Source organism: Pseudomonas sp. NFACC13-1, from assembly GCF_900104425.1.
GTDB lineage: Bacteria > Pseudomonadota > Gammaproteobacteria > Pseudomonadales > Pseudomonadaceae > Aquipseudomonas > Aquipseudomonas fluorescens_AA.
The window spans coordinates 75,591-88,058 of the sequence record NZ_FMXV01000019.1; the positions used below are offsets into that span (position 1 = coordinate 75,591).

At 62.2% G+C, this 12,468-nt stretch carries 13 protein-coding genes; 8 read left to right on the plus strand and 5 right to left on the minus strand.

The annotated features are described in order from the left end of the window. Positions 1 to 20 precede the first annotated feature (20 nt). Together BLQ55_RS21580 and BLQ55_RS21585 are read left to right on the plus strand one after the other, a co-directional pair. On the plus strand, positions 21 to 1,469 hold the full coding sequence (locus BLQ55_RS21580) for an aldehyde dehydrogenase (protein ID WP_092200695.1): 1,449 nt from the start codon (positions 21 to 23) through the stop codon (positions 1,467 to 1,469). A gap of 141 nt (positions 1,470 to 1,610) precedes the next feature. Beyond that, entirely contained in the window at positions 1,611 to 3,488 is a 1,878-nt protein-coding gene (locus tag BLQ55_RS21585; RefSeq protein WP_092201092.1) for a feruloyl-CoA synthase, read from the plus strand. Positions 3,489 to 3,620: 132 nt separating this feature from the next. Here BLQ55_RS21585 and BLQ55_RS21590 read toward each other — a convergent pair whose 3' ends face one another. Further along, complete coding sequence (locus BLQ55_RS21590; protein ID WP_092164831.1) at positions 3,621 to 3,938, minus strand: ElaB/YgaM/YqjD family protein; 318 nt, start codon at positions 3,936 to 3,938, stop codon at positions 3,621 to 3,623. 163 nt (positions 3,939 to 4,101) lie between these two features. On the opposite strand from BLQ55_RS21590, the gene BLQ55_RS21595 reads away from it, so the two are divergent. Beyond that, positions 4,102 to 4,356, plus strand: a complete 255-nt coding sequence (locus BLQ55_RS21595; RefSeq protein WP_003181187.1) for a hypothetical protein — start codon at positions 4,102 to 4,104, stop codon at positions 4,354 to 4,356. Between the two features lie 3 nt (positions 4,357 to 4,359). Here BLQ55_RS21595 and BLQ55_RS21600 read toward each other — a convergent pair whose 3' ends face one another. Next, entirely contained in the window at positions 4,360 to 5,268 is a 909-nt protein-coding gene (locus BLQ55_RS21600; RefSeq protein WP_092200698.1) for a LysR substrate-binding domain-containing protein, read from the minus strand. 85 nt (positions 5,269 to 5,353) lie between these two features. On the opposite strand from BLQ55_RS21600, the gene BLQ55_RS21605 reads away from it, so the two are divergent. Then, the gene (locus tag BLQ55_RS21605; protein WP_092256926.1) at positions 5,354 to 6,277 is read left to right on the plus strand and encodes a carbon-nitrogen hydrolase family protein; all 924 of its coding nucleotides are present in this window, start codon (positions 5,354 to 5,356) and stop codon (positions 6,275 to 6,277) included. 1 nt (position 6,278) lies between these two features. Here BLQ55_RS21605 and BLQ55_RS21610 read toward each other — a convergent pair whose 3' ends face one another. Next, complete coding sequence (locus tag BLQ55_RS21610) at positions 6,279 to 6,749, minus strand: LEA/WHy family protein (protein ID WP_092200701.1); 471 nt, start codon at positions 6,747 to 6,749, stop codon at positions 6,279 to 6,281. A 164-nt stretch (positions 6,750 to 6,913) separates the two neighbouring features. Here BLQ55_RS21610 and BLQ55_RS21615 point away from each other — a divergent pair, with 164 nt between their 5' ends. From BLQ55_RS21615 to BLQ55_RS21630, 4 genes are all read left to right on the plus strand, one after another. Continuing rightward, a complete protein-coding gene (locus BLQ55_RS21615; RefSeq protein ID WP_092256856.1) occupies positions 6,914 to 7,630 on the plus strand; it encodes a helix-turn-helix transcriptional regulator in 717 nt (238 codons plus the stop codon). 51 nt (positions 7,631 to 7,681) lie between these two features. Further along, entirely contained in the window at positions 7,682 to 8,023 is a 342-nt protein-coding gene (locus BLQ55_RS21620; protein ID WP_003202401.1) for a nuclear transport factor 2 family protein, read from the plus strand. A gap of 200 nt (positions 8,024 to 8,223) precedes the next feature. After that, positions 8,224 to 9,345 (plus strand): cell division protein ZapE, encoded by a 1,122-nt coding sequence (gene zapE, locus BLQ55_RS21625; protein WP_092256859.1) that lies wholly within the window; start codon positions 8,224 to 8,226, stop codon positions 9,343 to 9,345. Between the two features lie 57 nt (positions 9,346 to 9,402). After that, a complete protein-coding gene (locus BLQ55_RS21630; protein ID WP_092200710.1) occupies positions 9,403 to 9,897 on the plus strand; it encodes a GNAT family N-acetyltransferase in 495 nt (164 codons plus the stop codon). A gap of 24 nt (positions 9,898 to 9,921) precedes the next feature. Here the strand turns inward: BLQ55_RS21630 and BLQ55_RS21635 are convergent, their stop codons facing one another. Further along, positions 9,922 to 11,661 (minus strand): phosphoethanolamine transferase CptA, encoded by a 1,740-nt coding sequence (locus BLQ55_RS21635; RefSeq protein ID WP_092256862.1) that lies wholly within the window; start codon positions 11,659 to 11,661, stop codon positions 9,922 to 9,924. 371 nt (positions 11,662 to 12,032) lie between these two features. Next, positions 12,033 to 12,206, minus strand: a complete 174-nt coding sequence (locus tag BLQ55_RS32230) for a DUF6026 family protein (RefSeq protein WP_013693491.1) — start codon at positions 12,204 to 12,206, stop codon at positions 12,033 to 12,035. Positions 12,207 to 12,468: the final 262 nt, after the last annotated feature.

Here is a 12,468-nt window from a genome sequence, read left to right on the forward strand (position 1 = left end):
GACAATAAAGAGGAATCACCATGCTGGACGTGCCCCTGTTGATTGGCGGCCAGTCGTGCCCGGCCCGCGACGGCCGGACCTTCGAGCGCTGCAACCCGGTGACCGGTGAAGTGGTGTCTCACGTGGCCGCCGCCACCCTCGAAGATGCCGATGCCGCCGTGGCCGCGGCCCAGGCGGCATTTCCTGCCTGGGCCGCGCTGCCACCCAACGAACGCCGCACGCGTCTGCTACGGGCAGCCGAGCAATTGCAGGCCCGCAGTGGCGAGTTTATCGCCGCGGCCGGTGAGACTGGTGCCATGGCCAACTGGTACGGTTTCAACGTGCACCTGGCGGCGAACATGCTGCGCGAAGCGGCGTCCATGACCACCCAGATCAATGGCGAAATCATTCCTTCCGACGTGCCAGGCAGTTTCGCCATGGCCCTGCGTCAGCCCTGTGGCGTGGTGTTGGGCATCGCGCCCTGGAACGCTCCGGTGATTCTCGCCACCCGCGCCATCGCCATGCCCCTGGCCTGCGGTAACACCGTGGTGCTCAAGGCTTCCGAGATCAGTCCTGCGGTGCACCGGTTGATCGGCCAGGTGTTGCAGGACGCCGGGCTGGGTGATGGTGTGGTCAACGTGATCTGTAACGCACCGGCGGATGCGCCGGCCATTGTCGAACGGTTGATCGCCAACCCGGCGGTGCGCCGGGTCAATTTCACCGGTTCGACCCACGTCGGCCGCATCGTCGGCGAACTCTCGGCGCGCCATCTCAAACCAGCGTTGCTGGAGCTGGGCGGCAAGGCGCCGTTGCTGGTGCTGGATGACGCCGACCTGGACGCCGCCGTGCAAGCGGCGGCCTTCGGGGCCTACTTCAACCAGGGCCAGATCTGCATGTCCACCGAGCGATTGATCGTCGATGCCCGCGTCGCGGATGCGTTCATCGCCAAGCTGACCGCCAAGATCGCCACCTTGCGTGCCGGTGATCCGGCGGCCGGCGATTCGGTGCTGGGCTCGTTGGTCGATGCCAGTGCCGGCCAGCGCATCAAGGGACTGATCGACGATGCCTTGGCCAAAGGCGCAACGCTGGTCACCGGTGGCCAGTTGGAAGGCAGCATCCTGCAGCCGACCTTGCTCGACGGTGTCACTGCGCAGATGCGCCTGTACCGCGAAGAGTCCTTCGGGCCAGTGGCGGTGCTGTTGCGCGGCGAGGGCGATGAAGCGCTGTTGCGCCTGGCCAACGATTCCGAGTTCGGCCTGTCGGCTGCCATCTTCAGCCGCGATACCACCCGCGCGTTGGCCTTGGCCCAGCGGGTCGAGTCGGGCATTTGCCACATCAACGGGCCGACCGTGCACGACGAGGCGCAGATGCCCTTCGGCGGGGTCAAGTCCAGCGGTTATGGCAGCTTCGGCGGCAAGGCGTCCATCGAGCATTTCACCCAGTTGCGCTGGGTGACCTTGCAGAACGGTCCCCGGCATTACCCGATCTGAAACCCATCGCATCATGGGCGGTCGAGCCTCGAAAGCCGCCGCCCGGATGCAGGCCAGAATAACAATGACAAGGCCGCAGCCCCGCGCTGCCACGCTCCGCTCGCCTCGCGACCCGAGCGTGCCTTGGTGGAGGAAATGTACGTGAGTTCCGAGTCCAGATCGTCCTCCCGACCCGAGGCCGGGCGTTATCGCCAGGTGTCGATTGGTCATCCTGCCGTCGAAGTCCGGGAAGAGCGCGGCATTTTGCACATGCGCTCCCTGGAACCCCTGGCCCCGCTGCCGGCGCGTTTGCTCGAACGCCTGGTGCACTGGGCCGAGGTGCGCCCGCAGCAGACGTTTATCGCGGCCCGTGAAGCGGGCGGCGACTGGCGTCGGGTCAGTTATGCGCAGATGCTCGACAGTGTCCGGGCCATCGCTCAAAGCCTGCTCGGTTACGGTTTGTCAGCGGAAAAACCCTTGGCGCTGCTCTCCGGCAACGACATCGAACACCTGCAAATGGCCCTCGGCGCAATGTACGCCGGCGTTCCCTATTGCCCGGTGTCGCCGGCTTATTCATTGCTGTCCCAGGATTTCGCCAAGCTGCGTCACGTCTGCGATCTGTTGCAGCCGGGGTTGGTGTTTGTCAGCGAAGCCGCCCCGTTCGAACGAGCGATCAATGCCGTATTGCCGGCGAACGTTCCCTTGATCACGGTGCGCGGCGAGATGGCGGGCCGCTCCAGGACCAGCTTCGCCAGCCTGTTGGCTCAACCCGGCGGCGCGGAGGCCGAGCAGGCGTTCGCCGCCACCGGCCCGGACAGCATCGCCAAGTTCCTGTTCACCTCGGGCTCCACCAAGCTGCCCAAGGCCGTGATCACCACCCAGCGTATGCTGTGCGCCAATCAGCAGATGCTGCTGCAAACCTTCCCGGTGTTCGGCGAGGTGCCGCCGGTGCTGGTGGACTGGCTGCCGTGGAACCACACGTTCGGGGGTAGCCACAACGTCGGCATCGTGCTGTACAACGGCGGCACGTTCTACCTGGACGACGGCAAACCCACCGCCCAGGGCTTCGCCGAGACCCTGCGCAACCTCAAGGAAATTTCCCCCACCGCCTACCTGACCGTACCCAAGGGCTGGGAAGAATTGGTCAGCGCCTTGGAGCAGGACGGTGAATTGCGCGAGCGTTTCTTCAAGCGCATCAGCCTGTTCTTCTTTGCCGCGGCGGGCTTGTCCCAAAGTACCTGGGACCGGCTCGACAAGGTCGCCGAGCAGCATTGCGGAGAACGTATCCGCATGATGGCGGGCCTGGGCATGACCGAAGCGTCGCCGTCCTGCACCTTCACCACCGGGCCCTTGTCCATGGCCGGCTACATCGGTCTTCCGGCGCCCGGCTGCGAGGTCCGGCTGGTGCCGGTGGATGGCAAGTTCGAAGGGCGTTTTCGCGGACCACACATCATGCCCGGCTACTGGCGTTCGCCGCAGCAGACCGCCGAAGTGTTCGACGAGGACGGTTTCTATTGCTCGGGGGATGCGATCAAACTGGCCGATGCCAGCAATCCGCAACTGGGGCTGATGTTCGACGGGCGGATCGCCGAGGACTTCAAACTGTCTTCCGGTGTGTTTGTCAGCGTCGGGCCGTTGCGTAACCGTGCGGTGCTGGAAGGCACACCCTACGTCCAGGACCTGGTGATCACCGCACCGGATCGCGAGTGCCTGGGCGCGCTGGTGTTTCCACGACTTGTTGAATGCCGGCGCCTGTCAGGCCTGGACGCGGATGCCAGCGACGCCCAGGTCCTCGCCAGCCCGCCGGTACGCCAATGGTTCGCCGACTGGCTGCAACGCCTGAACCGCGAAGCCAGCGGCAATGCCAGTCGCTTGGAGTGGATAGCCTTGCTCGATGAACCGGCGTCCATCGACCGTGGTGAAATCACCGACAAGGGATCGATCAACCAACGGGCGGTGTTGCAGTGGCGGGCAGGGAAGGTGGAGGCGTTGTACCGCGGGGAGGATGCGTCGATCCTGCGGGCGGGTCCCGCCGCTTGAGGCGATCAAAAGTCCCTGTGGGAGCGAGCTTGCTCGCGATGGCGGTGGTTCAGCAGCAGAGATGTTGCCTGGTCCACCGTTATCGCGAGCGAGCTCGCTCCCACATCAGGTCCTGGGGCTGCTTGCTATTGTTTAACGCCGTCCTAGCAGCAAACCCACCACCAGCCCGAACCCCGCGGAAATCGCCACGGTCTGCCAGGGGTGGCCGCCAATATAGACCTCAGTGGCATCGACCATGGGACGGGTACGTTCCCGGGCGCTGGTGACCGAGTCGCGTGCCTGTTGCAGTTTCTGGGCTATCTGGCCTCGCAGGTCTTCGGCCTCTTCGCCCACCAGCGAGGCACTGCTTTTGAGCAGTTTTTCCGATTCTTCAATCAGCGCCGTCAATTCGCTGAAGGCTTGATCCTTGATTTGCTCTCCGTTCGCTTGCACAGTGCCTTTACGGGCCATGGAAGTACTCCTTGTGTGGATGATGGCATTGAACAGTGGAGTGCTGCGCCGGTTAAAAAGTTGCAGCGCCTAGGCCCTCGCAGGGCAATCCATCGCAATTCGTGGTTAAGACGTTTCCCTGCAAGGTGTAAGATGGCGCCTATTTACGCAACAGGTAATTCCCATGAGCTTCAATCTGGCTGACAAGCCCCTGGCCGAGCGCGCTGCGCTGGAAGACGAAAAATCCCGACTCTTTGAACTGTGGCAAAACAACCTGGGCAAGGCCAAGGGCGATGCCGCCCGCCTGTTCGGCGAGCGCTCCAAACGCAAGGGCAAGTGGGCCGAGTGGGTGCGTGCCGAACTGGACGGCATGTCGCCGCCGGAATACGCCAACATGGTGCGCAGTGAAGTCAATCGCCTGATGGCCGCCAACAAGTAAACCTCAGGCAAACGTCGCGCTGATGGCCTCGCGCACCTTGAGCATTGCCGGATCCATTTGCGTGTGGGTCCGCCAGCCCAGTTCGATGGGGTAGCGGGGCAAGGCCAGGGGGCAGGGCAGCAACGCCAGGCCGCTGAGGTCGGCGATGGCCCGGGCGGCGTGGGCCGGAATCGTCGCTACGGCCTGGCTGCCCTTGAGCAGGAATGGCAGCGCGGCGAAGTGGGTGGTCGAGGCACAGACTCGCCGTCTCAGGCCAAGCCCGGCCAATCCTTCGTCGGTGATGCCGATGAAGCCACCTGAAGACACCAGCAGATGCTCGCGGGCCACGAACGCCTCCAGACTGAGGGATTGTTGGCCGTGCGCCAGGCTCGCCGCGTCCAACAGGCAGGCGTAATCGCCTTCACCCAATACCTGGCGGCTGAGCAGCCGCTGCGCGAAACCACCCGCGGTGATCGCCAGGTCGAGATCGCGTTCCATCAAGGCCCGGCCGACGATCTGGCTGTGGGTCTGACGGAAAATCAAGCGCAGTCCCGGCGCACGTCGGGCCACTTCGTCGATCAGGCGCCGCCCATGGGCAATCTCGAAATCGTCCGACAGGCCGATGATGACCGAGCGGCCGTCATAATGGCTGGCATCGGGGTCGACCATCGCCAGGCTCTGGCGACATTTGTCCAGAGCTTCGCTGATCACCGGTTTCAGTTGGTTGGCCCGCAGCGTCGGCGCCAGACCCCGGCCCGTGCGCACGAATAATTGATCGTCATACAACCCGCGGAGCCTGCGCAATGCGGCGCTGATGGCCGACTGGGTCACGCCCAGGCGCACGGCGGCGCGGCTGGCGCTGGATTCGTCATGCAGGGCTTCGAACGTCTTGAGCAGATTGAGGTCGATGTCGGCGATATTCATGAGGCTCATATCATTTAGCAGCGGTTGGGGCTTTATTCATGATCGGCCGCTCCTTGAGAATCAGCAACACCTGATGATCAAGGAGTTGAAAACCATGCCCAAATCCATTGTGGCTGCCCTGCAGATCGGTTCGTTGCCTGGCGGCAAGGGCGAGACCCTGGCGCAGATCCTTTCCTATGAAGACGCCATTCGCCAGGCCGGCGCACGCCTGGTGGTGATGCCTGAAGCGTTGCTCGGTGGCTATCCCAAGGGCGAGGGGTTCGGAACGCAACTGGGCTACCGGCTGCCGGAGGGGCGTGAAGCGTTCGCCCGCTATTTTGCCAATGCCATTGATGTGCCCGGCGTGGAAACCGAAGCGCTGGCCGGGCTATCGGCGCGTACGGGGGCGAGCCTGGTGCTGGGCGTCATCGAGCGTGTCGGCAGCACCCTCTACTGCACCGCACTGTACTTCGAACCCGATGCGGGCCTGGTGGCCCGGCACCGCAAGTTGATGCCCACCGGCACCGAGCGGCTGATCTGGGGCAAAGGCGACGGTTCGACCTTGCCGGTGATCGACAGCCAGGTTGGCCGGGTCGGCGCGGCGGTGTGCTGGGAAAACATGATGCCGCTGTTTCGCACCGCGATGTACGCCAAGGGGGTGGAGGTCTGGTGTGCGCCCACAGTGGATGAGCGGGAGATGTGGCAGGTGACCATGCGGCATATCGCCCACGAAGGGCGTTGTTTTGTGGTCAGTGCCTGTCAGGTCCAGGCCTCGCCGCAGGCGCTGGGTATCGACGTCGCGCACTGGCCGGCCGAGCGGCCGCTGATTGCCGGTGGCAGCGTGATTATCGGGCCCATGGGCGATGTGCTCGCCGGGCCGCTGAAAGACACTGCCGGGCTACTGACCGCCGAAATCGACACCGATGACCTGGTACGGGCGCGCTACGACTATGACGTGGTCGGTCACTACGCCAGGCCGGATGTGTTCGAATTGGTGGTGGACGAGCGCGCCAAGCCTGGCGTGCGCTTCACGGCGTGATTCACCACGTCGCCGCGGAGCCTGGCAGTTCGAGGGTCCCGCGGTCGACGAAGCGCAGGGTGCCGAACACGCCGCCAGCGAGTTTGCCCTTGAGCACATAGGGCAGGTTGTCCAGGCTTTGGGTCTGGCTAAGGCCCAGGGTCTGGCGCAGCACGGAAAACGCCGAAATGCTCACCGGGACGCTCAGGATCGCTTCGGAAAAGCGCGGGATCGAGCCGGTCTGGTCACTGACCCCTGTCGCCAGCGTACGGCCATTGACCTCCAGGTCCAGCGCCACGCCGTTGTAGTCGATGGCGGTTTCGTTGGGGTTCTGCACACGCAGTTTCACGGCGAAGCGCACCTCCAGGCCCTGGTTGGGCAACGGTTCGATGCCGACCACGTTGATGTTCAGCGGGTCACGGTTCGGGAAGAGGGCGCAGGCGCTGAGGCTGAGCAGGATCAGGAATACGGAAAGGCCGAGGATTCTGCGCATGGATTGACTCTCAAAGAATGAAAAAACCGGAAGCGATTGAGCACGATACCCCACAGGTGCCCCACGGCAACCCACGAACCCTGGCTCATAGACAGAGGCTCCTGACAGTTTCTGACACCAGCCTCTGCTAATCTGCGCCATCTTTTCTTTGCGGACAGTCCATCGTGTCGCGTACCACTCGGCTGCTCACTTTGCTGCAAGTCTTGCGGGGCAAGCGTTGCCCGGTCACCGCTGCGACGTTGGCGGATGAACTGAATGTATCCGAGCGCACCTTGTACCGCGACATTGCCGAACTCACGGCCCTCGGTGCGCCGATCCAGGGCGAGGCGGGCATTGGTTATGTATTGCGCAGCGGCCTGTTCCTGCCGCCGCTGATGTTCACCGCCGATGAAATCGAAGCCATCGTGCTGGGCTTGCGCTACGTGGATCAGCGCGCCGACGAGGTGCTGGGCAGGGCGGCCGCCGACGCCCTGGCGAAGGTCGCCGCCGTGCTGGCCCCGGATGTGCGGGACGCGTTGCGCAACCCTACGGTACTGCCTGGCCCGCCGGGTTATGGCTATCCGCAGAACACCGTGGAGCTGAATGTCTACCGCCAGGCCATTCGTGCCCAGGCCAAGCTGCACATCGACTACGCCGACGTGAACAAGACTCCGAGCCAACGCCTGATCTGGCCGCTGGCCCTGGGCTTTTTCAACGAGGCGCGGGTGGTAGTGGCCTGGTGCGAATTGCGCGGCGCCTATCGGACCTTTCGCACCGACCGGATTGCCTCGGCCACCGAGCAGGGCGAGCGGTATCCAGGCCGGCGCAGCGATTTGTTGCGGGACTGGTTTGCGTTGATGAAGTTGGACGAAACCGGTCGTTTCACTCCTGACAAAAACTGACACAACGCTGTTCTAGCATGGTGCCAGATCGATAAAACAAGGAGCCGTACCATGTCCAATCCCGTCTCTTCCCTGGCCCCGGCCATCGCCGGCTACATCGCGGCTGCCAATGCCCGTGACAGTTCGGCGGTGACGCGTTTCTTCGCCGAGGATGCCAACGTGTTCGATGAAGGCCAGCACCGCGTTGGCACCCAGGCCATCGCCCAATGGATGGAAGACACCGCCCAGCGATTCCAGCCACGGGTGGAAGTGCTCAATGTGCAGCAACGCACTGGCAAGGTGCTGGTGCAGAACCTGATCTCCGGAACATTCCCCGGCAGCCCGCTGGAGTTGCGTTATACCTTTCGACTCGATGAACAGGGCAAGATCAGTCGGTTGGATATCTCGATTTAGCAGTCTGCACTCTGTTATGTGAACACTATTGTGGCGAGGGGATTTATCCCCGCTGGACTGCGAAGCAGGCCCATACGGTTTGAGGCCTGGCGTCTGCTTCGCAGCCGAGCGGGGATAAATCCCCTCGCCACAGTCTGCACGGTTCTTCTGAGCGTTTCGCATGGCATACTCCCCACCTTCGTTTTCCGGACCCGGGCCGTATGACTTTCGACTCCCCCTTGACTGCCTGGCAGCATGCCATCGAACACCACGGCTTCGTCCAGGACGAGGCCCAGGAATTGGCCATCATGTCGCTGGAGCAATGCCACCAGGCGTTGCACGAAGGGCGCAAGTCGATCAAGGGCGTCTATCTCTGGGGCCCGGTGGGGCGTGGCAAGACCTGGCTGATGGACCGCTTTTATGAAAGCCTCAAGGTGCCGGCCCGCCGTCAGCACTTCCATCATTTCATGGCGTGGGTGCACCAGCGCTCGTTCCAGCTCACCGGCACGCCGGATCCTTTGCAAGCCCTGGCCCGGGAGTTGAGCGCAGAAGTGCGGGTGCTGTGTTTCGACGAGCTGTTCGTCAACGACATTGGTGACGCGATCATTCTCGGGCGCTTGTTCCAGGTGATGTTCGAGCTGGGCATGGTGATGGTGAGCACCTCCAACCTGCCACCGGAAGAACTCTATGCCAACGGCCACAACCGTGAGCGTTTCCTGCCGACCATCACCGCGATCAAGCAGCACATGCAGATTGTGCCGGTGAACGGCTGGCAAGACCATCGCCAGCACCCAGGCCAATTGCAGCAGCGTTACTGGCTGCGCGATCCCGGGCAGCCCGATCCGCTGGGCGATGTCTTCAACCTGTTGACCGCCGGGCAGGTGTCGAGCCGTGCGCCGATTGACGTGGGCCATCGTCTGCTTGAGCCGGTCCAGGCCAGCGATACGGTGCTCTGGAGCCGTTACGCCGACCTGTGTGAGCAACCGTTCTCGGCGCTGGATTTCATGGCGCTGTGCGACCGCTTCAGCGTCATCCTGCTCAGTGATGTGCCCTGCCTGAGCGCCGAACAGCGCGAGGGGCGCATTGCCCGTGGCACCGAGGACGGCGTCGAGCGGGTCGTGGCCGGTGACCGTGAGCTGCCGCAGTTGTCGGTCCACGACGACGGCGTGCGACGGTTCATCGCCCTGGTCGATGAATGCTACGACCGCAAGGTTCCGTTGTGCCTTTCGGCTGCGGTGCCGATGGATGAGTTGTACACCGAGGGCTATCTGCAATTCCCGTTTCGCCGTACGCTCAGTCGCCTCCAGGAAATGCAAATGCAACGTTTTGGTCAGCCAGCCTGACCTGTATCCCGCCGACGGCGTCGAGCCGCCGGTACTACCGAAGTGAGATGGAAGGTCATGGAAGAAGCCAAGGACATCCTTGTCCTGCAAGCCAGCTACACCAACCCGATCCACGCCGAAGCGATCTGTCATGTGCTCGACGGCTATGCGCAGGACCCGATGGGCGGAGGGCATCCGTTGCCGGCCGAGGTGCTGTTGCATCTGCCCGAGGAGCTGGCCAAGCGCCCTCATGCTTTCAGCGTGCTGGCTTTCGTCAATGGCGAGCCGGCGGGGCTGGTCAATTGTTTCGAAGGTTTTTCAACCTTCGCCTGCCGGCCTTTGGTGAACATCCACGACGTGGCGGTGATGCCGGAATTTCGCGGCCTCGGGTTGAGCCAGAAGATGCTGCAGAAGGTCGAGGATATTTCCCGCCAGCGCGGTTGCTGCAAGATTACCCTGGAAGTGCTCCAGGAAAATGCCGTGGCACGGGGCAGCTACGCCAAGTTCGGCTTTGCCCCCGGCATGTTCGATCCAGCCCACGGCCCTATGCAGTTCTGGATCAAGCCCCTGTGAAAGCGGGCATCCGGTCGGTTTCGGTTATTTCTGCACGACTTCGGCCAGTGGCGCCTTGGGCTGCATCAGGCTGAAATCGATCAGGGCCTTGCGTGGGGTTTGATACGGGTTGCCGATCAGCAGCGGGCGGGCCTTGAAGTCATCGCTGACCAGGCTCTTGCTGCGGTCCAGCTCGTCAAAACTCAAGCCGGCCAGGTCCGCCCAGGTGTGGATCAGGTGTGAGCTGCTGTAGGGCCGTGACAGGTCGCCGGCGAAGTTCCAGTCATGGTTTTCGCGCCACTTGGGCGAAGCCCAGGCCATGAAAGGAATGGTGTACATCGGTGCGGTCGGCTTGCCTTCGTTACGACCCAGCGTGCCGTGCCCCTGCGAATCGAACACGTCTTCGCCGTGGTCCGAGAGGTACAGCAGGAAGCCGTTGGGGTCGGTCTTGGCGTAATCCTTGATCAGGCTGGACACGACAAAGTCGTTGTACAGCACGGCGTTATCGTAGCTGTTGTAGGTCGGGACCTGATCATCACGCAGGCCCGCCGGTACGCCCTGGCGGTCAGTGAATTTGTTGAACGTCGGCGGATACCGGTACTGATAGCTCATGTGGGTGCCGAGCAGGTGCACCACGATCAGCTTGCGCGGGGCGCTGTCGGCCAAGGCCTTGTTGAACGGCTCGATCACGTCGCCATCGTATTGCGCGGCATTCTGGTTGCGGTTGTTGTTCAGGTACACCTGTTCGTCGGCCTGTTGGGAAAAGGTCGTGAGCATGGTGTTGCGCTTGGTCATGGTCTGCTGGTTGGTGATCCAGAAGGTCTTGTAGCCGGCCTGCTTCATCATGCTGACCAACGATGGCGTACTCAGGTACAGGTCCGGATTCTCCTCGTCGGCGAACGTCAGCACCTGCTGCAGCGCTTCGATGGTGTAGGGGCGCGGGGTGATCACATTGTCGAACACCGAAAGCTGGTCCTTGAGCTTGTCCAGCTCCGGCGTGGTTTCCCGCGGGTAACCGTACAGGCTCATGCGCTGGCGGTTGGTGGATTCGCCGATCACCAGCACCAGGGTGGCCGGCTGTTCTGCCATGGCATCCTTGAGATTGCCCAGGGGCGCAATCTTGCTGGCGCTGTGGAGCATGCCTTGCATGTTTTCCAGCTGTTCACCGTAGCGACGATACGCCACCAGCATCTGCCACGGCACGGCCGGCTCGATGCGATCTTCGAACTTCTCCAGGCCACCGGCGAAGCTGCCGGTGCGCTGGGTCTGCTTGATCAGCGGATAACCGACCACCGCGAGCACGATGACCGCGGCCGCCACCAAGGCTTGCCCCCGGGGCAGGTACACCGGACGCAGGCGGGTCCAGAGCCAATAGCCAATGACGGTGTGGGCCAGGAACGCCGCCACCATCCACCAGGCAAAATACTGGGTCAGGTACTCGCCGGCTTCAGACACGTTCGATTCGAACATGATGAAAATGACGCTCTGGGAAAATTCCTGCTGGTAAATGAAGAAGTAGCCCAGGCTGGCCATGGAGCAAGCCCACAGCACCACGCCGATCAATGCCGCGAGCAAGCGTGTACGGGCGGGAAAGAGCAGCAGGGGGGCCAGCCACACCGCACTCATCACGAACGCTTGGCGAAAGCCGGTGAAACCGGAGGTGTCGCTCAGCAGGATAAGCAGTTGGGTGATACCCGAGAAGTACCAGAAGAACAGAAACAGCCAGCCGAGTCCGGCCCAGTCGAAACCTTTCGCAGTCGTTTTGCTGCGTTTGAACAAGCTCATCAAGCGCTCCAGCCTTATATCGACGAAGCTGCCGGTACCGGATTGGTGACCGCAGGCCTGCGCCGAGCAACCCTAAAGGCCGGGAGTATTACGAGCCGGTTGTGAAAACTTTGTGAGTTTTTCGGATACAAAATGCATGTGAGGTGCGAATGCACCTGTGGCAAGGGGATTTGTCTCTAGAGGCGGGACCTGTGGCAAGGCTTGCCCGCGATAGCCGCACCGCGGTCGTACAGCTGAACCGCGTTATCGTTCGTCGCGGGCAAGCCTTGCTCCCACAGATAGAATGCTCGCCGCAAGCGGGCACGGCAGGACTTACATGGAAGTGACACTGTTTGACCAGCGTCACTTCTTCGACTGTGCCTCTGGAGCGGTTACCGAGCCAGGGACTGGCTCTGGTGGGACAGCTGTGCGTGTTGCAGCTGCATGCGCAACTGCGTCACTTCATCGAGCAGCAGATCGCGTTCTTCCTTGAGTAGGCGCAATTCATCGCGACGAATGGTCACATAAAGGGTTTGGGGAGGACGTGCGGTAACGACAGGGCCCATTGCTCACCTCGCAAATGGCGTACATCAACTATAGAGATGTCGCCATGATTTGGTCGACACCTCTACTATCGGCGCCGATTCTGATTTCTTTTGCTTGTGATTGGAACTTTTTTATTTTTCATGGTCGCTGTGTCTTTGGCCGGATCTTGAGCGTTATCCCTTGTGATCGCTCGAATTACCCGGAAACTATGCAGCAATGCTCTGGACTAACCTCCATTAGTCGATAGTGTTAAATCTTTGACACACCTTTATTTGTAGTAGG

What these genes read in the sequence shown, in the direction of transcription:
- BLQ55_RS21630 (WP_092200710.1), top strand. Translation starts at nt 9,403, where the DNA reads ATGGAAGAAGCCAAGGACATCCTTGTCCTGCAAGCCAGCTACACCAAC.
- BLQ55_RS21635 (WP_092256862.1), bottom strand. Translation starts at nt 11,661, where the DNA reads ATGAGCTTGTTCAAACGCAGCAAAACGACTGCGAAAGGTTTCGACTGG.
- BLQ55_RS21620 (WP_003202401.1), top strand. Translation starts at nt 7,682, where the DNA reads ATGTCCAATCCCGTCTCTTCCCTGGCCCCGGCCATCGCCGGCTACATC.
- BLQ55_RS32230 (WP_013693491.1), bottom strand. Translation starts at nt 12,206, where the DNA reads ATGGGCCCTGTCGTTACCGCACGTCCTCCCCAAACCCTTTATGTGACC.
- BLQ55_RS21605 (WP_092256926.1), top strand. Translation starts at nt 5,354, where the DNA reads ATGCCCAAATCCATTGTGGCTGCCCTGCAGATCGGTTCGTTGCCTGGC.
- BLQ55_RS21580 (WP_092200695.1), top strand. Translation starts at nt 21, where the DNA reads ATGCTGGACGTGCCCCTGTTGATTGGCGGCCAGTCGTGCCCGGCCCGC.
- BLQ55_RS21610 (WP_092200701.1), bottom strand. Translation starts at nt 6,749, where the DNA reads ATGCGCAGAATCCTCGGCCTTTCCGTATTCCTGATCCTGCTCAGCCTC.
- BLQ55_RS21600 (WP_092200698.1), bottom strand. Translation starts at nt 5,268, where the DNA reads ATGAGCCTCATGAATATCGCCGACATCGACCTCAATCTGCTCAAGACG.
- BLQ55_RS21595 (WP_003181187.1), top strand. Translation starts at nt 4,102, where the DNA reads ATGAGCTTCAATCTGGCTGACAAGCCCCTGGCCGAGCGCGCTGCGCTG.
- BLQ55_RS21590 (WP_092164831.1), bottom strand. Translation starts at nt 3,938, where the DNA reads ATGGCCCGTAAAGGCACTGTGCAAGCGAACGGAGAGCAAATCAAGGAT.
- zapE (WP_092256859.1), top strand. Translation starts at nt 8,224, where the DNA reads ATGACTTTCGACTCCCCCTTGACTGCCTGGCAGCATGCCATCGAACAC.